The organism is Halothermothrix orenii H 168, assembly GCF_000020485.1.
Taxonomy (GTDB): domain Bacteria; phylum Bacillota; class Halanaerobiia; order Halanaerobiales; family Halothermotrichaceae; genus Halothermothrix; species Halothermothrix orenii.
Map to the genome: position 1 here is coordinate 753,808 of NC_011899.1, position 22,291 is coordinate 776,098.

The window sequence follows — 22,291 nt, forward strand, 5'->3', positions numbered from 1 at the left end:
TATTTGAATATTATTAATTTAACATAATTCAAGCTTTTTATAAGGCCTATAATTGTTTTTTTATGAAGGAATTTACATGAAGTTTATAGAATAATAATTGTATGACGTCTGACAGATTTTCGGTTGAAAAAGAATAATATGTATAAATCCGGATAGTCTAAACTTAGATTTAATTAAAAAATTAAATAATTAACCGGGAAGGGGGTTATTATGGTAGGAGAAAATAATGTTAATAGAATTATTTTAATTGTTCTTGATAGTGTGGGTATTGGTGCTCTTCCTGATGCCAGGAAATAAGGTGATGAAGGGGCTGATACCCTGGGACATATCTGCAGTCAGGAAGGAATGAGTATTCCTAATATGGAAAGAATGGGGCTTGGTAAAATAAAGGATTTAGAAGGAATATCGTCTACTATCAAAGCCAGGGGGGCCTACGGTAAAATGGCTGAGTCTTCAGCTGGCAAGGACACTACTACCGGACACTGGGAAATAGCCGGAATAATCCTAAAAGAACCATTCCCTACATATCCTGATGGCTTTCCTCCCGAGGTTATAAAGCCCTTTGAAAGGGAGATTGGACGTGAAGTCCTGGGAAATAAACCTGCTTCCGGGACCAAAATTATTGAAGAACTGGGAGAAGAACATATAAAAACAGGGAAACCCATTGTATATACTTCAGCCGATAGTGTTTTTCAGATTGCAGCCCACGAAGAGGTTATACCGGTTGAGGAACTTTATAATATGTGTAAAATTGCCCGTCGTATTTTAACCGGGAAACATGCTGTTGGCCGGGTTATAGCTCGTCCTTTTATCGGAAAGCCTGGTAATTTTGTCAGGACCGAAAGACGGGAAGATTTTTCCCTTGAACCACCTGAAAAAACCATGCTTGATATAATAAAAGAAGCAGGTTTACAGGTATATGCTGTTGGTAAAATTGTTGATATATTTGCCGGTAGGGGAATTAATGAATATAATCACACTGTAGATAATATGGATAGTGTTGATGCGATTCTCGATTACATGGATGAGGTTTCCAGTGGACTTATTTTTGCCAATCTGGTTGAGTTTGATATGGTGTATGGTCATCGCCGTAATGTGAAGGGCTATGCCCGGGCCCTTGAGGAGTTTGATCAGAGAATACCCGAAATACTTGATAAATTAAAAAGTAATGATATTTTAATAATAACTGCTGATCATGGTTGTGACCCTGCCTATAAGGGGACAGACCATACCAGGGAGTATGTTCCCCTGTTAATATATGGGGAAAACATCAAGGAAGACTGTAACCTGGGGGTAAGGAGTAGCTATAGTGACCTGGCAGCAACTATAACCGATTTGCTCGGGGTTCGTCAGGTAAACAATGGTGAAAGTTTTGCCGGGATTATTTTAAAGTGAAGAAGTTATTTCTGCCTGGTTAAAAATAGTTAATCCTGAAAAGCCGATAAAATTGAGTATTCAGGTTTTAATTTATTTTTTAGTAACAAAACTAATATATTTTTATGAAATTTTTGTTTAAATCGTTTAATTAGACAAAAATGAGAGGAGGAATTTTTAGATGTTAAATAAAATTAAAGAAGCTTCCAGTTTTATTGAGGAAAAAATAAACATAAAACCTGACCTTGGATTGATTTTGGGATCTGGTCTCGGGGTTTTAGCTGAAGAGATTGAAAACCCCATTGTTATCCCTTATAAGGATATTCCCAATTTTCCGTTATCTACAGTAGAAGGCCATGCGGGTCAGCTTGTTATCGGTGAACTTGAAGGTAATAATGTTATTACTATGCAGGGGCGTTTTCACCATTATGAAGGGTATTCACTGCAGGAATTAACAATGCCAGTCCGGGTTATGGGACAACTGGGGGTTAACAAATTAATTGTTACCAATGCAGCAGGTGGTATTAACCTAAATTTCAGGCCAGGTGATTTAATGCTGATAACCGATCATATAAATATGATGGGAGATAATCCCCTGATCGGTAAAAACTTTGATGAGTTTGGTCCCCGTTTTCCGGATATGACCTATGCCTACAGTAAAGACTTGATCGAAATTGCTGAAAGGGTAGCTTCTTCCCGGGGGATTAATGTGAGGAAAGGTGTGTATGTAGCAGTAACAGGTCCCAGTTTTGAGACACCCGCAGAAATAAGGTTTTTACGGAGGATTGGGGCTGATGCCGTTGGGATGTCTACCGTTCCTGAGGTAATAGTTGCCAATCACATGGGTTTTGATGTTCTGGGTATTTCCTGTATAAGTAATATGGCTGCTGGTGTTTTACCGGAGCCTCTCTCTCATGATGATGTTATGGAGATTTCAAGTAAGGTTAAACCTAAATTTATAAACCTGGTTAGAGGGATATTAGAAGAAATGTAGGGGGGGTATCATGAGAGCATATGATATCATTTATAAAAAAAGGGAAGGTTTTAAATTATCAAAAGAGGAAATAGATTTTTTAATTCAGGAATATACCCGTGGTCAAATACCAGACTATCAAATGTCAGCCTGGGCTATGGCTGTTTTCTTCAAAGGTATGGATTCTGAAGAAACTTCACACCTGACAATGGCTATGGCTAAATCCGGGGATATTATTGATTTGAGTGAAATTCGTGGAATAAAAGTAGATAAACATAGTAGTGGTGGTGTTGGTGATACGACTACTCTGGTTCTGGCGCCGCTGGTTGCTGCTGCCGGAATTCCTGTTGCCAAGATGTCCGGGCGGGGTCTGGGTCATACCGGAGGTACTATTGATAAACTGGAATCTATTCCTGGATTTAAAACAGAGCTTGATCGTCGAGATTTTATAAATATCGTTAATTCTACTGGTGTTGCTGTGGCCGGTCAAACCGGTAATCTGACTCCTGCTGACAAAAAGCTATACAGTTTAAGGGATGTAACAGCAACAGTTGATTCTATACCCCTGATAGCCAGCAGTATAATGAGTAAGAAGATTGCCGGAGGGGCCGATGGTATTGTCCTTGATGTTAAAACAGGCCGTGGTGCCTTTATGGAAAACCTGGAAGATGCCAGGAAACTGGCCCGGGCTATGGTTGAAATAGGGAGACAGGTCCAGAGAAAAACTATAGCAGTGATAACAGATATGAATCAGCCTCTGGGATATGCCGTAGGTAATGCCCTTGAAGTGAAAGAGGCTATTGACACCCTTGGGGGACATGGGCCTGAGGATTTAGAGGAATTATGCCTGACCCTGGGGGCTAATATGCTTGTAATTGGTGAAAAGGCCACTGATTTTGAAGAAGGGTATAATAAATTAAAGGACCTGATTGAGACCGGTAAAGCCCTTGAAAAGTTTAAAGAGTTTATAAAGGCTCAAAAAGGAAATCCTGATGTAGTTGATAATAAAGAACTATTACCCCGGGCCAATAATATAATAGCTGTTAAAGCCAATAATGATGGCTATGTCCAGCAGATAGATGCCAGAGAGATTGGACTAACTGTTATGTCTTTAGGTGGAGGACGGGAGAAAAAAGGTGACCGGATCGATCCTGCTGTTGGTATTGTTCTGAAGAAAAAAATGGGTGATAAGGTGAATAAAGATGAACTACTTGCAGAAATACATATTAATGATACTACAAACAGTGAAGAAGTAAAAGAAAGAGTTCAAAAAGCTATAATTATAGGCCAGGAAAAGAATAAAAGAAACAAGTTAATTTATGAGATAATCGAATAATTACTTTAAAACAATACCTGTCCCTCCTGCATAAACCCCGAGATTAGGTAATAAATATCTACTATAAGGGTAAAGGAGGGACTATATATATGTTTTGCAGGGTTAATAAAGGAAAATTTATTAATATAATCTTATTCTTTTTTTTATTTATTCTGGTATTCCCCTTTTATACCATGGCAGAACAACCGTCTTTTGATTTAACAGCAAAATCAGCCCTATTGATGCAGGTTAATACAGGTGAAATTCTTTATGAGAAGAATCCTCATCAAAAATTACCACCGGCAAGTATGACAAAAATTATGACAATGTTATTAGTAATGGAAGCCCTTGAAGATGGAAGAGCCAGCTTGAGAGATTCCATCATAGTCAGTGAGAGGGCAGCCAGTATGGGTGGGTCACAGGTTTACCTGGAACCGGGTGAAGAGATGACTCTTGAAGACCTGATGAAGGCTATAGCCATAGCCTCTGCCAATGATGCCTGTGTTGCCGTTGCTGAATACCTGTACGGTACTGAAGAGGACTTTGTTAAAAAAATGAATGAAAAAGCCCGGGAACTGGGATGTAAAAATACATACTTTTATAATACAAATGGTCTCCCCCCTGGTGACCCCTCTGTAGAAGGAAACTATACTTCAGCTTACGATCTGGCGATTATGTCCCGGGAGTTATTAAAATATCCAGAGGTACTTAAATGGACGTCAACCTGGATAGATTACCTCCGGGATGGGGAATTTGTCTTAAATAACACCAACAGGCTGGTTAGACATTATAAAGGTGTTGATGGTATAAAAACCGGGTATACGGAAGAGGCTAAATTCTGTGTAGCGACTACTGCGGCCAGGAATGGTATCAGGTTTATTGCTGTTATTATGGGGGCTGATACTTCAAAGGCAAGATTTAAAGAGGCTGCCCAGCTTCTTTCTTATGGGTTTAGTAAATACAGGAGCTTTATCGTAGCCGATAAAGAAGAAGTAATAGATGAAATAACTATTCAAAACGCCAAGAATGAACAGGCCCGGGTTTTAACCAGAAATAAAGTAGTAATCCCTGTAAAAAAGGGAGAAGAGGATGAAATAACGAAAAAAATTATAATAAAAGAAAACATAAAGGCCCCCCTGAAAAAGGGAGATTCAGTAGGTAAAATCAGGATATATAAAGGTAATTTATTATTAAAGGAAGCGGATCTTGTCATTGATAGAGATGTAACCAGGGCTTCGTTGTGGCAAATGATAACTAGAATAATCAAAATGATGGTAACCAGTCTGGTTAAACTTTTTACTTGAAGAAGGAAAACCCTTTTTATCATAGAATATAGATATAATTGATAAATATCTAACTAACGCTGTTGTAAAGAGGTGGTAAAGATGACAGTATTTAATAGAAAAAGATTGCCGGTTGAAATATTCCAGATTGATAAGGAAAGAATGGTTCAGGGATGGTATTCTGATGTTTATTTCCGTAATATAACTAATATACTTCAGACCCTGGCCCGGAAAGGGTATAGATTTAAAGGAGAAGATATAGGGAATATTGAGGTTGAAATGCAAATCTTTCCACGGCGGAAACCATTCTGTATTGTAGGTGGGGTTGATGAAGCCCTGGCTATATTAAAAAAGGCTACCGGTTTTTTTGATGAAAAAGGAGATTTTATAAATACATTTTCAAACCTGGAAATAGAGGCCTGCCATGATGGTGAAAAGGCTTATTATAATGGTAATCCTGAACAAGTAACCCCTGTTATAAAAATCAGAGGAAGGTATCGTGATTTTGCTATTTTAGAAACCCCTATTCTGGGATCACTGACAGAAGCTTCTAGAATAGCCACAAACGTATATCAACTTTTAGAAGCTGCCCGGGGGAAGGATATCCTTTTTTTCCCCGCCCGTTTTGCCCACTATAAGCTACAGGCCCTTCATGGTTATGCGTATACCCTGGGTGTTGCTGCCTATAACCGTGACTATGGAGCTAACAGTAATCGGTATGTGTCTACAGATGAACAGGGTACATGGTGGGGTGGTAAGGGTGGCGGTACAATAAGCCATTCATATATTGCCTCGTTCCTTGGAAGTACACCGGAAGCAATGTTACAGTTTTCCCGGCTAATGCCCCTTGATGTTAACAGAATTGCCCTGGTGGATTTTGATAATGATTGTATTGGAACCAGTCATAAGGTTCTTAAAGTAATGTTTGAAAGATATTATAAGTTATATAAACAGGGTAAGCATAAAGAAGCCAGGAGATATAAACTTTTTGGAGTCAGGCCTGATACTTCTTCAAGTTTAAGGGATATCAATGTAGAACCCCTCGGTGACAAAAGACTTGATAATGGTGTTAATGCCAGATTGATTTTCAGATTGAGGAAGGCCCTGGATAAAGCCTATAAAGTTTGGGATTTACCTGAAGATGATCTTGAACTGGCCAGGAAGTATTGTCAGGAAGTTAAAATAATTGCTACCGGTGGTTTTACCCCTGAAAAAATAAGGATTTTTGAACAATCCCAGGTTCCAGTTGATATATACGGAGTTGGAAGCTGGCTTCTTTCAAATAGCTCCCGGGAGGGGACCAATAATGATTTTACGGCTGATGTGGTCCGGGTAAGAAAAGGTGGTAAATGGGTGAATCTCGCTAAAGTTGGACGTAAGCCCTGTTATAATGATAAACTTGAATTAATACCATCTGATTATGGTGAATAAATTAATTATAAAGGTAATTTGATTATAATAAAGGGATATAAACATTTTTAATTGAGATGAAAAAATTAAAATATGTTATATTTATGAACCGACTCTATAAAAGCTACCTGTCAAGGTAGCTTTTTTAATGTGGAGAAATTTTATATAAATTTATATATTATGATTGTTATTTTTAATTTCTAGCAGGAATTTTCGGTAACTACCAAGAATATTACAAATATATAAAAGAGGAAAAACCAGATAAGGGAGGAAAAAATATGCATATAACAACAGAAATTGATAGAAATTGTCTGATTGTAAGATTAAGTGGCGAACTGGATATGCATTCTGTCCCCGAATTTAAAGATAAGACTATTAAACTTATGGAAAACAATAATTTAAAACACCTTATATTAAATCTAAAAGGGGTTAAATTTATAGATAGTTCCGGTGTTGGAGCTATTCTCGGCAGATACCGGGATTTAAAGGATAAAGGGGGAAAGGTGATGCTGGTTTCCTTAAAGCCCCAGGTGGAGAAAATATTTGAACTTTCCGGTATGTTAAAGATTATGTCTGTTTTCAATAACGAGGAAGACGCCCTGGCCGGGTTAAATAGTAAAGGAGGTAATCATATTGCGTAATCAGGCCCATTTAAAACTATTAAGCAAAAGCAGTAATGTTGGACTGGCCCGGGTAGCGGTAGCTACCTTTGCTTCGGAATTGGATTTTACTCTAAATGAACTCGAAGAAATTAAAGTAGCTGTATCTGAAGCAGTAACAAACTGTATAATTCATGGTTATCCGATGAAAGAAGGGACAATAGATATTGAAATGGAAATAACAGGTGATAAATTAACGGTTATAGTTACTGATTATGGGGTTGGTATTGAAGATGTAGAGGCGGTTTTACGTCCTTCATTTACAACAAAAGATGAACATATGGGACTGGGACTGGCTTTTATTGATTCCTTTATGGATGATTTTAAACTGGAATCAGAGTTGAATAAAGGAACCAGAGTTATAATGGTAAAAGTTCCGGAACGTTATAAGCAGGTAAAGAAATAAGGAGAGGAATAAAATGGAATACAGTATTATCAACCTTCCCAAAGTAAGGTTGTTAAGTGAGGAGGAGACCAGGCATTACATTAAGAAGGCCCAGAATAATGACCAAAAGGCCCTGGATAAGTTAGTTGAACATAATTTAAGACTGGTCCTGAAAGTAATAAATCGTTTCAAAAGCTCTGGTTATGATCCCCAGGATTTATTTCAGATCGGGGTTATTGGATTAATCAAGGCTATAAAAAATTTTGATTTAGACCGGGGAGTAAAGTTCTCAACATATGCTGTGTCCAGGATTATTGGAGAAATTAGATTACATATCAGGGATGATGGGATAATAAAGGTTAGCCGCTCCCTTAAGAAAATTGCTAATGATGTCAGAAAAAAAGAAGAAGAATTAAAAAAGAAAAATAATTGTTCTCCCAGTATTTTAGAACTTTCAAAAAAAACTGGTTATAGTAAGGAAGAGATTGTCCAGGCCCTTGAAGCCAATAAAGCCCCAACTTCTATATATGAAACAGTTTATGAAGATGATGGTTCTGAATTATATGTTGTGGATAATCTTGCTAACGAGAGTAAAGATGAAGAAAAGATACCTGATTTCAATAAAATTTTGCTGGTTGACCTGTTAAAAAAACTTGATGAACGGTCACGAAAAATTATTTACCTGCGTTATTTTGAGGACAAAACCCAGCAGGAAGTAGCTGATGAAATAGGGGTATCCCAGGTTCAAATATCACGGCTTGAGAAAAAAATACTTCATAAGTTAAGGGATAATCTTGAAGAATCTTAAATTTCAATCAGGTATTTTCTTACTGGGTTTCAGGGTTGTATGTTATTATTAAAAGTTAATCTGGTATTCAAGCTTGTATAATTTTTTTAAATATTCCCCGCCTTTAGTGGCGGGTTTTTTTGTATAAATTTATAGTTAAACTAAATAATATTATTAGATGTTAATTTGGTATATGTGTTAACTGAGGTGATAGGATGAATAAAAACTTTCTCAGACTTTTATTAACCCTGACTGTTGTAGCAGTTATAATAACCCTGATCTGGTTATTAATACTACCGGGGCTTGGTCAAAATATACCGACTGATGCCCTGAAAATTTAAAAAGGAGGAATATTTTTGTCAACTACAGTAAAGATTATTGAACTGGTTGGAGAGTCAGATAAGGGATGGGAAGATGCGGTAAAGAATGCAGTATGGGAAGCAAGTAAGACCATTGATAATATTACCGGGGTAGAAGTATTAAATATGACAGCAGATGTTAAAGATGGCAAAGTTTTTGATTATAAGGTAAATATCCAGGTTGCCTTTCCTGTACATGAAAACAGGTAGTTTTAATATGGAAACCATTTAGAGCCTGTTACCTTGCAGGCTCTAAAACTTTAAAAGTCAGAACTGGAAAGGGATGCAAGTTGAAAAATATTAATAAAACTAAAGATGAATATACCAGGATGGTTAAGTCTAACCAGCCCCCCATTAACAAATTTAAAAACATAATAAAAGCTTACATTGTTGGAGGATTAATATGTGTCCTGGGCCAGGGTTTATGGCAATTATTTATGTTGTTTAATATGTCACAAACTGATGCCGGGACAATGAGTACTGTAACCCTGATTTTTCTGGGGGGATTATTAACAGGAATAGGTGTTTATGATGAAATAGGCCAGTTTGCTGGAGCGGGTTCTATTGTTCCTGTAACCGGATTTGCCAATGCCATGGTTTCACCGGCTCTGGAATATAAGCAGGATGGTTATATCCTGGGTCTGGGGGCCAAGTTGTTTACAGTTGCCGGACCTGTATTAACCTACGGAATGGTTTCTGCTTTTATAATAGGTTTACTCAAAGTAATCATGGGGGGATAATATGGCTCAAAAGTTCAATGGACAGACCCTTACCTTTCAAAACCCTCCACATATCATAAGCCATGGATCTGTGGTGGGGCCAGAAGAAAAAAAAGGCCCACTGGGTAAAAACTTTGATTTGACATATGAAGATGCTAAATGTGGAGAGAAGACCTGGGAGAAGGGTGAAAAAAAGATGGTGTCAGATTCGGTTAATCTGGCCCTGCAGAAAGCAAATCTGACCACATCTGATATTGATATTATTCTCGGTGGTGACCTCTTAAACCAGTTGATTACCGCCAATTTTGTGGCCCGGGATTATGATGTTCCCTATCTGGGTTTATATGGAGCCTGTTCTACCATGGTTCAGGCCCTGGGCCTGGGTGCGGCTTTAATTGATGGCAGTTACGCAGATTGTGTTCTGGGATACTGTTCCAGTCACTACCAGACAGCCGAGCGTCAGTACAGGAATCCCCTGGAGTATGGGGTTCAGTATCCACCATATAAGCAATGGACGGTAACCGGGGCCGGGTCATACATCCTGGGGCGGGTCGGCGGATCTACCTGGATTACCCATGCGACTTTTGGAAAAGTAATGGATCTGGGACAAAAGGATGCCAATGATATGGGTGGGGCCATGGCGCCAGCAGCGGCTGACACCCTGATACAGCACTTTAAAGATCTGAACAGGGGTCCTCAGGATTATGACCTTATTTTGACAGGTGACCTGGGGAGAACGGGGAGAAAAATTCTTGATTCCCTGCTTGTAGAAAAAAATATAAATTTAGGTGAAAAGCTTCAGGACTGTGGGGCAATGCTATTAACTGATGAGAAAAAGTATGGTTCCGGTGGGAGTGGTTGTGCTGCTTCAGCAGTAGTTGTAGGAAGTGTAATTATACCTAAAATTATAAATGCTGATATAAATAGAATTATAATTATCGGGACCGGGGCTTTGCTCAGTTCTCTAACCGTAAAACAGGGGGAATCGATTCCTAGTGTTGCCCATGCGGTTGTCATAGAAAAAATTCCAGGTGGTGAAAACAATAATGGGTAACTATTTGACAGCATTTTTTGTAGGTGGTTTAATATGTGCCCTGGGGCAGATTTTCCTTGATAACACTAAATATACGCCAGCTCATCTATTGGTTGGGCTGGTAATTCTAGGATCTATCTTTACTGGACTGGGATGGTATGATAAATTGATTAAGTTTGCCGGAGCCGGGATAACTGTTCCCGTTTCCAATTTTGGTTATGTTTTAACCAAGGGGGTTTTGATGGAGGCTCAAAAAGATGGTCTCCTTGGTCTTTTTAAAGGGGTTTTTAAAATGGCCAGTGCCGGTGTCAGTGCTTCTGTAATAATTGCTTTTTTTATTGCAAGCCTGTTTAATCCCAGAGTTTAATTAAGATTTTTCATATTAAGGTTCTATCACAATTGATTTGTCTTATCGTAACACTGGTTGACAACTTCTGTTTCACTGGCCTTCAATTATTAACATAAGGTCAGGCTAATCCATTGAGCCTGTTCAAGTCACAGGATCAACGACATCCGTAATTTTCAAATTTCCTCAACTAAAAAGGATGGAACAGGGAAGTGATGAAGTGGATAAACCGCTTAGCAAAAAGCTGGAAGATAATTTAAAAACACTTAAGAATGAACTTGGAGCCGATGAGAGTTTTGATGTCCTGACCCGGGAATTTGAAATAGGGGATAAGGAAGCTGCTTTAATTTTTATTGATGGTTTTATAAAAGATGATCTTATTTTACCCATTCTCTATATGATGGAGACCAGTCGTGAGGATATATCAGTAGATGTCATAAAAAAAATATTAAAAAGACGCCTTCCCTACTATGAGGTTAGTACGGTAAAGACCCTTGATAAGATTGTCCAGGAAGTACTGGCCGGGCCCCAGGTATTATTAATTGACGGGGTCGATGAAGCTATAGTTATTGACGGGAGAACCTGGTTAAGCCGTTCCCCTGACGAACCTGAACTCGAAAAGGCAACCAGGGGTCCAGCTGATGGATTTGTAGAGACATTGTTATTTAATGTTAATGCTGTTAGAAGGAGAATCAGGGACGCTAATTTCAGAGCTGAAGTACTCCAGGTAGGGAAAAGATCAAAAAATGATGTAGCCCTACTTTATATAAAAGATATTATAAATAAAGACCTGGTTGACAGGGTTAGAGAAAAGCTGAAAAACGTTGATATTGATGGATTACCACTGGGGGATAAATCAATTGAAGAAATAATAACGGGAGGAACCATAAATCCTCTACCCCTGGTAAGGTATACTGAAAGGCCGGATAATGTTGCTGCCCATCTCCTGGAAGGACATCTTGCTATTATTGTGGATAATTCACCGACTGCCCTGGTTTTACCGGCCCCTTTCTTATCCCATATTCAAACCCTGGAAGTGTACAGGAAAGGACCGGTAATCGGGACCTATCTGTCCCTTATAAGAACAATGGCTATTTTTATATCAGTTTTTTTGCCGGCTGTATGGTTACTTATGGCTACCAATAAGGAAATTTTGCCTGACTTTCTTGAATTTATCGGGGTCAGGCAGGAGAGTACAATCGGCCTTGGATTGCAGTTTATTCTGGCGAGTCTGGGAATTGATTTAATCAGGATTGCATCGATCCAGACACCGAGTACTTTAGCAACATCACTGAGTTTAATTGGTGCCCTGCTTTTAGGAGACTTTGCTGTCAAGGTTGGTTTATTTTCCCCGGAGGTTATCCTGTATATGGCCATATCGGCGATCAGTAATTTTGCCATTCCGGGGTATGAACTGGCTCTAGTCCTGAAACTCTGCAGGTTTGTATTTTTGCTGGCAGCAATTTTTGGAGGGATCTGGGGTTTTATTATCAGCCTTGTTGTAGTTTTACTATGGATGGTATTTACCAAAAGCTTCGGTGTTTATTATATGTGGCCCATCATTCCATTTGATTATCAGGCTTTGAAGTCATATCTTGTCCGTCAGACAGTTATGGATTTATCCCATATTAGACCTGAAGCCTTAAAGACCCAGGACAAAGATAGAACTGTAAAAGAAGATGATAAGGAAAGAAACAGGGAGTGATGAAAAATGGGAAGTAAGATTGGTGTTCCCCGGGCTCTTTTATATCATTATTATTACCCGGCCTGGGAAGAGTTTTTTAATAGACTGGGTTTTGAAATTGTTTTATCCAAACCTACCAATAAAGAAATTTTAAATAGGGGAGTAAAACTGGCAGTTGATGACCTCTGCCTTCCTTTTAAAATTTATTATGGTCATGTTCTTGATATTAAAGATAGAGTTGATTTTTTGTTTATCCCCCGCTTAATAGCCCTTGGTGATAAGAACAAGGTGTGTCCCAAATTTATGGGGTTGCCTGATATGGTAAGGGCTACCCTTGATAATCTTCCACCTGTCCTTGAACCTGTTATTGATCTCAAAAGGGGGATTTTCTCACTCAGGAAAGTTTCCCATTATATTGGAACAAGGTTAAAAACAAATTACTGGAAAACTGAACGGGCCTTCTGGACAGCCCTTAATAAATACCGTAAATATATAAAGCTAATGGAGCAGGGTTATACTCCCGATGAGAGCAGGAAAATAATTAATGGTCAAAAAATAGATAAAAATAAATCGAAAAAGGACAGGGGTATTAGAGTCGGGGTCCTGGGTCATTCCTATATTATTCATGATAATCAGCTCAGTCTTGGACTTATAAATAATTTACAAAAAATGGGGGTTGAAGTTATTACCCCGGAAATGATTAGTAATAATGATCTGGAAAGAGCAGCTGAACTACAGTCCAAAAAGCTTTTCTGGTTGTTTAATCGCCATATAATGGGGGCTGCCTACCATTTATTATTTAACTATGAAAAAGACATCGATGGAATAATTCAAATAACCGCCTTTGGATGTGGCCCTGATTCTCTTGTCAAAGAACTGGTTAATTTAAAAGGAAAAAATAATAAAAACGTGTCTTTATTAAATTTAAATGTTGATGAACACAGTGGTGAAGCAGGTTTGTTAACAAGAATTGAAGCCTTTATAGACTTAATTGAAAGGAAGAAAGGAAAAAATGGGTAAGATTACCTTCCCCCATATGGGTAATTTAAATATTATTGCAAAAACTTTTTTCCAGGAAATGGGTATAGAAGTTGTTGTTCCCCCGGGTAATTCCAAAAAGACCCTGGACCTGGGAGTAAAATACAGTCCTGAATTTGCCTGTTTACCCCTGAAAATAAATATGGGTAATTTTATTGAATCCTTTGAAAAAGGGGCTGATACAGTTGTTATGGGCGGGGGGTGTGGTCCCTGTCGGTTTGGTTATTATGGTGAAGTTCAGAGGGAAATATTAAAGGATTTAGGCTATGACTTCAATATGATTGTACTTGAACCTGATATTTTTCAGGGCCTTAAGAGTTTAAGGAAATTATTTGGTAAAATTAATATTGGAAAAATATACAGGGCTGGAAAACTGGCCTGGGTAAAACTTAAAGCAGTTGATAACATCCAGAATATGGTCTTAAAAAACAGGGCCCGTGAGAAAAATCCCGGAGATATAGACAGACTGTATCAGGATTTTTTAGATAAGATTGATGAAACCATGTCAATTGACAGTATTGTCAAAACTGAAAACAAATACAGAACCATGATTGAAGATGCCGTTGGCGAGTATAAGCGGGGGATGGAGATTAAAATAGGAATTGTTGGTGAGATATATGTTGTTATCGAGCCCTTTACCAATCTCGAGATTGAAAAAAAACTGGGATCTCTGGGTGCAGTAGTTGAGAGGGAGATAACTATTAGAAACTGGGTTATTGATTTTGTCGGGTTCAGCAGTGAACGTCAAAAAATAGAGGATGCTGCCAGACCTTATTTAAAAAATTTTGTAGGAGGACATGGCCTGGATACGGTTGGGAATACTGTCAGATTTGCCAGGGCAGGATATGATGGGGTTGTCCAGGTTGCTCCTTTTACCTGTATGCCTGAAGTAGTAGCCCAGACCATTTTACCGGTAGTCAGTAAAAAAGAAAAGATTTCTGTTATGTCTTTATTTCTTGATGAACATACCGGTGATGCTGGATTTAAAACAAGACTGGAGGCTTTTATTGACCTCATTGAGCGGAAAAAGAATAATAAAGGAGTGTTACAACATGGGTAAGTATTACCTGGGGGTAGATGTAGGTTCTGTCAGTACTGATATGGCTTTAATAGATCCCTTTGGTAATTTAATTGAGAAAATCTATTTAAGAACAAAAGGACAACCAATCGAGGTCATAAAAAGGGGTTTAAAAAAATTAAAAGAGAATTATGGTAGTATTAAAGTTGCTGGTGTTGGAACTACTGGAAGTGGGAGAAAACTGGCCGGTGTAATGCTGGGAGCTGATGTAATTAAAAATGAAATAACTGCCCATGCTGTGGCTGCTACCCATCTTGTCCCTGATGCCAGAACTGTTCTGGAAATAGGGGGCCAGGACTCTAAAATAATAATACTTAAAGATGGTATTGCAGTGGATTTTGCCATGAATACGGTTTGCGCAGCCGGTACCGGTTCTTTTCTCGATCAACAGGCCGCCAGACTCGGCATTTCGATAGGTGAATTTAGCCGGTTAGCCTTAAAAGCCAGAAGTCCGGTGCGGATTGCTGGAAGGTGTTCTGTATTTGCGGAATCAGATATGATACATAAACAACAACTTGGTCATGACCTGCCAGAAATAGTAGCCGGATTGTGTGAAGCCATGGTTAGAAATTATTTGAACAATGTGGCCAAGGGGAAGGACATAAAACCCCCCGTTGTATTCCAGGGAGGGGTTGCTGCAAACATTGGAATTAAAAAGGCTTTTGAAAAAGAGCTACATACAGAGATATATGTACCGGAACATAATGGGGTTATGGGTGCTATTGGTGCTGCGTTACTGGCAATGGAAGAAGTTCGTTCCCGTAAAAAAGAAACCTCTTTTAAGGGTTTTGAGGTTACAGAGTTTAAATTTAAGACTACAAGCTTTGAATGTAAGGGTTGTCCCAACAGGTGTGAAATAGTAAATATTAATCAGGATGGAAAAACTATTGCCAGATGGGGTTCTAAGTGTTTAAAGTGGGATATGACAGAAGACAAAAAAAAAGAGGAAGTTAATTTAAACCCCTCTTAATCAAAGTATTACGTGGTCAAGTTGTCACAGGTGAAAGAGATATCTGAAGTAGCAATTGATTGGTGTGCGGGTAATGATTTGCTACTGGCACAATCATTACATCCCAGCTTACCAGGTAAGAGCCTCTGTGTCCTTTAAGCAGGTTGTCATTAGAATTTACCTTAATCCATTGACTGCTGAAAGAAGATATTCCCGATGGTTTTACATAGACATCATATCCTGACTTTTCTACAATACTTAAGTTTAGATTCCAGTTTACATTACTTGTTATTCTGGTTTGTCCAACATTATTGATGATAACCGGGTTGCCGTTTTTAAGTTGTGCTTTGACCTGCTCAAGGTTAACAGAAACCGGTCTAATTTCAGTTAATTCCTGATAGGCTTTAACTGTTGATGTTACCCTGACTACTTGTCCAGATTTTCCACCTGCCTGGATTGAGACCGTAATGATTAGTAAAAGAGATACAGCTACCATGAGAGTAAGAGCTGTCCTTCTCTTCATAATGACACCTCCTTCGGCAGTCCGGCTGCCATACCGGTTAAAAATAACCGGCTACAGGCCCGTGACTTTGTGTCCCCACCTTTCGATGGGTTTACCATTTCCGGAGGTAGAAGGAATAGAAAAAACCTGCCCAGACCCGGCAGGTTTTTCCACTATCTCCTACCTTCGGTAACCCGGCTGCCATACCTTATATAAGTTTTTTTTATATAAGGCTACAGGCCCGTGGTTTTGCGTCCCTGCCTTTCGACAGGTTTGCCTTTATCGGTCTAGGAAACTATATATATTTCCTTTTTATATATCTATTTATTAAATTCAAGGTAAGAGGTTAAAATCCTTCTTAAGTCTTATAAATTTTATAAATAAATGTTATAAACTTTCATAATTGATTTTTGTACTATAATGACTGGACATCTAAATTTCGTTTCACCGGCTTTCAATTTCTATGAAAGTTAGGTTAGTACTAAATAGTATGAAATACAGTGAGTTTATAATTAACTTTATTTAATATTGATTTATCTGACCGTATACAGATGTTTATGATTGTTATTTTCACAATGTAAAGGGAATTTAATATATTTTAAGTAGGGGGGTTTAGGATTGTAATTTTTTTATTACAGATTTTTATTGATTTACGGTGTATTATATACTTTATTTAAAGATTAAATATCGAATAAATGAACGTGTAAAATTTAAGTAGGAAAAGAAGGAAAACAAGGTATAGATAAAGAAATAGAGACCTCAAACAAACCCGACCAAAGGAGTTGAGGTCTCTATGGTAAATATTTTACTACAAAACATAACAGATATCAATACCTTGGAGAAGGCAGCACTGGAACTTGCAAGGCAGATAATGGAGAAGGTAATAGAAAAGCTTGAAGAAGAGCTATTTAAAAATAAAGATAAAAATTTAGAAGTAGTAAGATTTTTAGAAAGAACGATATCGACTAAAGTTGGAAACATCAAGCTTAGAAGGCGACTATATAAAGACCAAAAAACAGGAAAAAGCGTCATTTTACTGGACAAAAAACTGGGGTTAAAAAAGAAAAAAAGAGTAAGTGGAGAATACCTAAAACTGCTGGTAATACTGGCAAGTAAGATGAGCTACAGGCAAGTGGAGGAAGTACTGGCTGAAGCCGGTTTTCCCCATTTAAGCCATACAACTATCTTTAATGAAGTCAGGGATTTTGGAAAAAGGGAGTCAGAGAGACTCAAACATGAAAAAGAGGAAGTATTCACTGGAGGTAAGATTTTAAAAGGAGAGGAAAAAGAAATACCACTACTATTCATTGAAGCTGACGGGATAATGGTTGGTAGTCAGGAAGAAGGAGGAAAGAAGCTGGAAATCAAACTGGGATTAATCCATGAGGGCTGGGAATACACTAGTCCAGCAAAAAAACGGAAGAGATTGAAGGAGCCACAAATAGTAGCAGGAGTCTATGGAAAAGCAGATGACTTTTATGAAGAATTAATCCATCAAATAAGCAAAAAATATAATCTTGAAAACACTTTAGTAGTATTAAACGGGGACGGTGCCAGCTGGATACAAAAGACCAGTAAGGAATACTTTGAAAATATAATAGTACAACTGGATAGGTATCATATAAAAAGAGATATAGGATTATACTTTGGAAGAGAAGTTGCAGATGATTTATGCAGGGTATTAGCAGAAGGAAGAAAGCAGGTATTTCTGGACACATTGGAATCGTTAATATGTATGGGAGAAACAGCTGAAAACCGAGAAAAGAGGAGGAAAATAATAAAGCATTTTAAAAAGTATGAAGAGCACTTATTAGATTACAGATATCGAATACCAACAGAATTAAGGAATAAAGAATTACATGGGATGGGAGCAGCTGAGGGCTATGTGGATAAGAATGTGGCTCGCAGGATGAAGAACCAGGGAATGAATTGGAGCAAAAAAGGTGCTGAGGCAATGGCTAGAATTTTAATGTTAAAACATAACAAGGAATTAAAAGAAAGACTTGGAGATCAGTATTACACAATAAAAAACCCGGTAAGGAAAATAAAATATATGTTTAAGAAAGTGGACAGGGATTGGAGTAAGTGGTTACAGGCAAAAATACCTGCAATAAATGGTCCAGATAGCGGTAAAGATTGGGTAAAAGCAATAAGAGGACTGGCAACTATTTAGAATAAATATTTATGGGTTGTTTGAGGTGAAATATTCTTCCTACCTTTTCTTGACACGTACTCGAATAAATATACGGTTTGACTTTTGAATATAAATATGTTATGCTGGTAAAAATTAATTCAGTCAGGTAACTTATATGGTATTTATTAGAGAAGGGAGCTGAGTAGGTTGAGGTTGTATGGAACCATGGAAATTAGTAATTCAGGGGTACTTCATATCGGAGGTATTAGTACAGTAGACCTTGTTGAAAAATATGGGACTCCCCTCCTTGTTTTTGATGAGTGGGAGATCCGTAAAAAGGCCCGTGAATATGTAAAAGCCTTTAATAAATATTACCCCAACTCCAGGACAGTCTATGCCAGTAAGGCTTTTTTAAACCAGGCTTTATGTTATATTATTGAAGAAGAAGGACTGGGGTTAGATGTAGTTTCAGGGGGTGAGTTATATATTGCCCTCAAAGCAGGATTTCCACCTGAAAAAATCTTTTTCCATGGTAATAATAAGTCAAATGCTGAAATTAAAATGGCAGTTGAGGCCGGTATAGGACGTTTTATGCTGGATAATTTAAAAGAAGCCAGATATATTAATAAAGTGGCCGGTAGACTGGAGAAAAGTATCAAGGCCATTTTACGGGTTACCCCGGGAATTGAGGCCCATACCCATGAATTTATCCAGACCGGTCAGATAGATTCAAAGTTTGGAGTAAGTGTTTACCGGGATCAGGCTTTAAAAGCAATTGAAGAGATAATAAGAATGGATAATATAGAACTGACGGGAGTTCATGTTCACATTGGTTCACAGATTTTTAATTTAACTTCCTTTAGCAGGACTATAGATGTTATGTTTGAATTTATGAATAATGTCAGGGATAAAACCGGGTATATCTTAAAAGAACTGGATCTGGGAGGAGGTCTGGGTATACCATATACTGAGGATGAACCTGATCCCGGTATTGATGAATATGCCAGACTGGTTTCAGAGAAAGTCAGAGAAAAAAGTCATGAATTTGATTATCCACTCCCGGTAATTATTAACGAACCCGGCAGATCTATAATCGGTACAGCCGGAACTACTTTATATACGGTAGGGACGGTAAAGGAGATACCCTTTATCCGGAAATACCTCGCTGTAGATGGAGGTATGACCGATAATATTAGACCAGCCCTTTATGGGGCAGAATATGATGCTATTTTAGCCAACCGGGCCGATGATGAACGGGAAGAGATTGTTTCCATTGCCGGTAAATGCTGTGAATCAGGTGATATTCTTATTCATGATATTAAAATGCCGGAAGCCAGGGAAGGAGACATTATAGCAATTCCCTGTACAGGGGCCTACACTTATGCCATGTCAAGTAACTATAATGGATTAAGGAGACCGGCAGTGGTTCTTGTCAATGATGGGAATGCAGACCTGATAATTAAGCGAGAATCCTATGAGGATCTGATAAAAAATGATATAGTCCCGGCTCGATTGCGAAAAATAAAACTAAAAAAAGTTGTTTCCCATGGCTAGAAATTTATCGGACCACCGGTTTTTACCGGTGGTTTTTTTATGTTTTTTATGAATAAATATACATAATCGGGGATTTAAAGTATGGTATAATAATGGTGGAGGCGATCAGATTGGATATAATTATAACCCATGAGCTTACAGACCTGGATGGTCTGGGGGCAATGGTTGCTGCCAGAAAGCTGTACCCTCAGGCTAGACCAGTTTTCCCCGGGAGATTACACAGAATGGTCAGGGACTTTATGGCCCTTTATAAAGATGAAATAAAAATATATCAGGCCAGGGATATTGATTTTTCCAGGGTTACCAGGGTTATTTTAGTTGATACCCATAACCTTGATAAAATTGGCTCCCTCAGGAACAGGTTAGACTGGGATAGGGTAGAAGTAATTTTGTATGATCATCATCCCCATGAATGCCTGAACTGGGTTAACAGGGATAAAAGCAGTAAAGTTGGTTCGGCCACAACAATTCTGGTTGAAGAAATTATTGAAAATGGAATAAGTTTAAATCCACTTGAGGCTACTATTTGTGCCCTGGCTATTTATGCTGATACGGGAAAGCTTACATATCGGAATACAACTTCAAGTGATGCCAGGGCCCTGGCTTTTTTACTTGATAATGGTGCTAATTTAAAAGTAATAAATGAATTTCTAGAGGAATCCCTGACTGAACAGCAACAGGAGGTAATGGATTTACTTATAGAAAACAAAAAAGATATCGATATAAATGGGATAAAAATTACCCTATTCTGGTTGGAATGTGATAACTATGTTATGGGACTAAACAGGATTGTTTCAAAAATTAAAGCTGTTTATCGGCTGCCCTCATTATTTATTATTGTTAAAATGGGTAATAAAGTTGAGGTTGTCGGTCGCAGCAGTGACGAGGTTGTAAATGTCGGCCAGATTTGTGAATCCCTGGGTGGAGGTGGTCATCAGGGGGCAGGGGCAGTTCAGCTGCACACATCCCTTGAAAAGGCAAAAAGGGAGGTTATCCGGGCGATAAAAGAAACTGTAAGACCTCCAGGAAAGGTCAGGGATATAATGTCCAGTCCTGTTAGAACAGTTAACCCTGATACCAGGATTGGAGAAGTTGAAAAAATACTTGATAAATATGGACATACCGGTATTGTTGTTTGTGAAAATGGGGAGATTGTTGGAGTTTTTTCAAAACGTGACCTGAATAAGGTTAAAGAACATGATTTATTACATAGTCCTGTAAAGGGTTATATGTCCACTGATGTTATAACTATTGATGTTGATGAAACTATTCGTTATGCTCAGAAGTTAATGGTTAAATATGATATTGGAAGGTTACCGGTTATAGAAGATGGTAAATTAGTGGGGATTGTGACCCGGAGTGATATTCTGTCGTCATACTATGGTATGAAAACCCCCCACCAACACCTCAATAGATATGGCAGTACTCTGGTTAAAATAAAAGAAGAAAAATATGATTTCAGGCGAGTATTAAAAAGGTTGCCTGGAGAAGTATATTCACTATTAAATGTTATCAGGAGAGAGGCCGATAAACATGATGTCAGGGTATACCTTGTTGGGGGGATGGTTAGAGATCTAATTCTTGGTTTAGAAAATAATGATCTGGACTTTATGGTTGAAGGAAATATAAAGTATTATTTAAGAGCTCTCTCCAGGACATTCGAGGAAAATTATACTTATAATGATAAATTTAAAACAGGCAGGATAAGACTCAACAGCGGGTATAATCTTGACTTTGCAGTGGCCAGGAGTGAGGTTTATACCAGTCCCGGAGCCCTTCCAGAAGTGGAAACAGGAGAAATTGTTGAGGATCTGTTCCGGCGGGACTTTACAGTGAATGCCCTTGCCATTGGTGTTGATAGTCAAAACTGGGGGACATTGATTGATTTCTTCGGGGGAATACATGATATTGAACACAAAAAATTACGGGTGCTCCATCGATTCAGTTTCCTGGATGATCCTACCAGAATTATAAGGGGGCTAAGACTGGCTTTGAGGCTCGGTTTTAGCTTTCAGGATAAGACAAATTTATTAATGAAGGAAGCACTCAAATTTGGTAATTTTAAGAGAATATCGAAGCCCAGAATTATTAAAGAATTTAGCCTTCTGTTTAGTAAAAAAATGGATAGGAGGATAACAGGATTACTTAAACAGTTTCCGATATTTCACTTACTGGATTTAGATCCCCGGGTTGATGAAAGCAAGTTTTCTATAATTAAGCGTGCCGAATGTATTCTTGATTATTTCAGACAAAAGAATTATAATATAAAAGAATGGTTGATACGAATGGTAGTCCTGCTTGATGGAGTTGAAGAAAAAAAACTGGCAAACTGGGGATTGAACCGTGGTGAAAGGGAAATTTTAACCTTTCCTTCTGTTATTGATACTATTATAGATAAATTGAGAACTAATTCTACTCCCTTAAAACTCAAGAAACTTCTTGAGGGTTTCACTCTGGAACAGATATTACTCTTGTTGATATATACTGAAGGTAAAGAAAGGAAACAGGTATACAAATATATTAATTATCTCTCAAAGGTTGATTTAAAAATAAATGGACATGATTTAATTGAACTTGGTTTAAAACCCGGACCTGTCATTAAGGAAGTTCTAGATAAGGTCTGGGAGGCTAAAGTGGATAATGGCTTAAAAACAAGAGAGGAAGAACTTAGATTTGCCAGAAAAATTATTGGTGATAAACTAAAGTGAG

Annotated in this window: 20 protein-coding genes, 1 pseudogene and 2 riboswitches; of the genes and pseudogenes, 20 read left to right on the plus strand and 1 reads right to left on the minus strand. The window is 38.1% G+C overall.

The window, feature by feature from the left end; genetic code table 11:
- The first annotated feature begins 210 nt into the window (after positions 1-210).
- The 17 genes and pseudogenes from HORE_RS03690 (at position 211) to HORE_RS03765 (ending at position 15,413) form a co-directional block, all read left to right on the plus strand.
- A pseudogene (locus tag HORE_RS03690) lies at positions 211-1,395 on the plus strand (phosphopentomutase).
- A 160-nt stretch (positions 1,396-1,555) separates the two neighbouring features.
- Positions 1,556-2,368, plus strand: a complete 813-nt coding sequence (locus HORE_RS03695; RefSeq protein ID WP_012635641.1) for a purine-nucleoside phosphorylase — start codon at positions 1,556-1,558, stop codon at positions 2,366-2,368.
- 10 nt (positions 2,369-2,378) lie between these two features.
- Positions 2,379-3,683: a pyrimidine-nucleoside phosphorylase gene (locus HORE_RS03700; protein ID WP_012635642.1), complete on the plus strand. Its 1,305-nt coding sequence runs from the start codon at positions 2,379-2,381 to the stop codon at positions 3,681-3,683.
- Between the two features lie 89 nt (positions 3,684-3,772).
- Positions 3,773-4,966, plus strand: coding sequence for a D-alanyl-D-alanine carboxypeptidase family protein (locus tag HORE_RS03705; RefSeq protein WP_012635643.1), 1,194 nt, complete (start codon positions 3,773-3,775; stop codon positions 4,964-4,966).
- A gap of 81 nt (positions 4,967-5,047) precedes the next feature.
- Positions 5,048-6,376, plus strand: a complete 1,329-nt coding sequence (locus tag HORE_RS03710) for a nicotinate phosphoribosyltransferase (protein WP_012635644.1) — start codon at positions 5,048-5,050, stop codon at positions 6,374-6,376.
- Between the two features lie 257 nt (positions 6,377-6,633).
- A complete protein-coding gene (gene spoIIAA, locus HORE_RS03715; protein WP_012635645.1) occupies positions 6,634-6,996 on the plus strand; it encodes an anti-sigma F factor antagonist in 363 nt (120 codons plus the stop codon).
- Positions 6,989-7,420 carry an anti-sigma F factor gene (spoIIAB, locus tag HORE_RS03720; protein ID WP_012635646.1) on the plus strand — a complete coding sequence of 144 codons (432 nt, stop codon included), beginning with the start codon at positions 6,989-6,991 and terminating at the stop codon, positions 7,418-7,420. Before spoIIAA ends, spoIIAB begins: the two co-directional genes overlap by 8 nt.
- Before the next feature lie 13 nt (positions 7,421-7,433).
- Complete coding sequence (locus tag HORE_RS03725; protein ID WP_012635647.1) at positions 7,434-8,207, plus strand: SigF/SigG family RNA polymerase sporulation sigma factor; 774 nt, start codon at positions 7,434-7,436, stop codon at positions 8,205-8,207.
- Positions 8,208-8,401: 194 nt separating this feature from the next.
- Positions 8,402-8,527, plus strand: a complete 126-nt coding sequence (locus HORE_RS13170; RefSeq protein WP_012635648.1) for a hypothetical protein — start codon at positions 8,402-8,404, stop codon at positions 8,525-8,527.
- A 15-nt stretch (positions 8,528-8,542) separates the two neighbouring features.
- The gene (locus tag HORE_RS03730) at positions 8,543-8,755 is read left to right on the plus strand and encodes a dodecin family protein (protein WP_012635649.1); all 213 of its coding nucleotides are present in this window, start codon (positions 8,543-8,545) and stop codon (positions 8,753-8,755) included.
- 80 nt (positions 8,756-8,835) lie between these two features.
- Positions 8,836-9,285 (plus strand): stage V sporulation protein AC, encoded by a 450-nt coding sequence (gene spoVAC / locus HORE_RS03735; protein WP_012635650.1) that lies wholly within the window; start codon positions 8,836-8,838, stop codon positions 9,283-9,285.
- 1 nt (position 9,286) lies between these two features.
- Complete coding sequence (gene spoVAD / locus HORE_RS03740) at positions 9,287-10,318, plus strand: stage V sporulation protein AD (protein WP_012635651.1); 1,032 nt, start codon at positions 9,287-9,289, stop codon at positions 10,316-10,318.
- Entirely contained in the window at positions 10,311-10,664 is a 354-nt protein-coding gene (gene spoVAE / locus HORE_RS03745) for a stage V sporulation protein AE (RefSeq protein WP_012635652.1), read from the plus strand. Before spoVAD ends, spoVAE begins: the two co-directional genes overlap by 8 nt.
- 199 nt (positions 10,665-10,863) lie before the next feature.
- Positions 10,864-12,348: a spore germination protein gene (locus HORE_RS03750; RefSeq protein ID WP_226984185.1), complete on the plus strand. Its 1,485-nt coding sequence runs from the start codon at positions 10,864-10,866 to the stop codon at positions 12,346-12,348.
- 6 nt (positions 12,349-12,354) lie between these two features.
- Complete coding sequence (locus HORE_RS03755; protein ID WP_012635654.1) at positions 12,355-13,347, plus strand: acyl-CoA dehydratase activase-related protein; 993 nt, start codon at positions 12,355-12,357, stop codon at positions 13,345-13,347.
- Entirely contained in the window at positions 13,319-14,425 is a 1,107-nt protein-coding gene (locus tag HORE_RS03760) for an acyl-CoA dehydratase activase-related protein (RefSeq protein WP_226984186.1), read from the plus strand. The genes HORE_RS03755 and HORE_RS03760 overlap by 29 nt, the downstream gene beginning before the upstream one ends.
- Entirely contained in the window at positions 14,418-15,413 is a 996-nt protein-coding gene (locus HORE_RS03765) for an acyl-CoA dehydratase activase (RefSeq protein ID WP_012635656.1), read from the plus strand. Before HORE_RS03760 ends, HORE_RS03765 begins: the two co-directional genes overlap by 8 nt.
- A 16-nt stretch (positions 15,414-15,429) precedes the next feature.
- Here HORE_RS03765 and HORE_RS03770 read toward each other — a convergent pair whose 3' ends face one another.
- On the minus strand, positions 15,430-15,915 hold the full coding sequence (locus tag HORE_RS03770; protein ID WP_012635657.1) for a hypothetical protein: 486 nt from the start codon (positions 15,913-15,915) through the stop codon (positions 15,430-15,432).
- A 12-nt stretch (positions 15,916-15,927) separates the two neighbouring features.
- A riboswitch (cyclic di-GMP riboswitch) is annotated at positions 15,928-16,021 on the minus strand.
- Between the two features lie 58 nt (positions 16,022-16,079).
- Positions 16,080-16,182, minus strand: a riboswitch (cyclic di-GMP riboswitch).
- A 505-nt stretch (positions 16,183-16,687) separates the two neighbouring features.
- On the opposite strand from HORE_RS03770, the gene HORE_RS03775 reads away from it, so the two are divergent.
- The 3 genes from HORE_RS03775 (at position 16,688) to HORE_RS03785 (ending at position 22,290) form a co-directional block, all read left to right on the plus strand.
- Positions 16,688-18,067: an ISLre2-like element ISHor2 family transposase gene (locus HORE_RS03775; protein ID WP_012635658.1), complete on the plus strand. Its 1,380-nt coding sequence runs from the start codon at positions 16,688-16,690 to the stop codon at positions 18,065-18,067.
- A gap of 168 nt (positions 18,068-18,235) precedes the next feature.
- Positions 18,236-19,582, plus strand: a complete 1,347-nt coding sequence (lysA, locus tag HORE_RS03780) for a diaminopimelate decarboxylase (RefSeq protein ID WP_012635659.1) — start codon at positions 18,236-18,238, stop codon at positions 19,580-19,582.
- Between the two features lie 110 nt (positions 19,583-19,692).
- Positions 19,693-22,290, plus strand: a complete 2,598-nt coding sequence (locus tag HORE_RS03785; protein ID WP_012635660.1) for a CBS domain-containing protein — start codon at positions 19,693-19,695, stop codon at positions 22,288-22,290.
- Position 22,291: the final 1 nt, after the last annotated feature.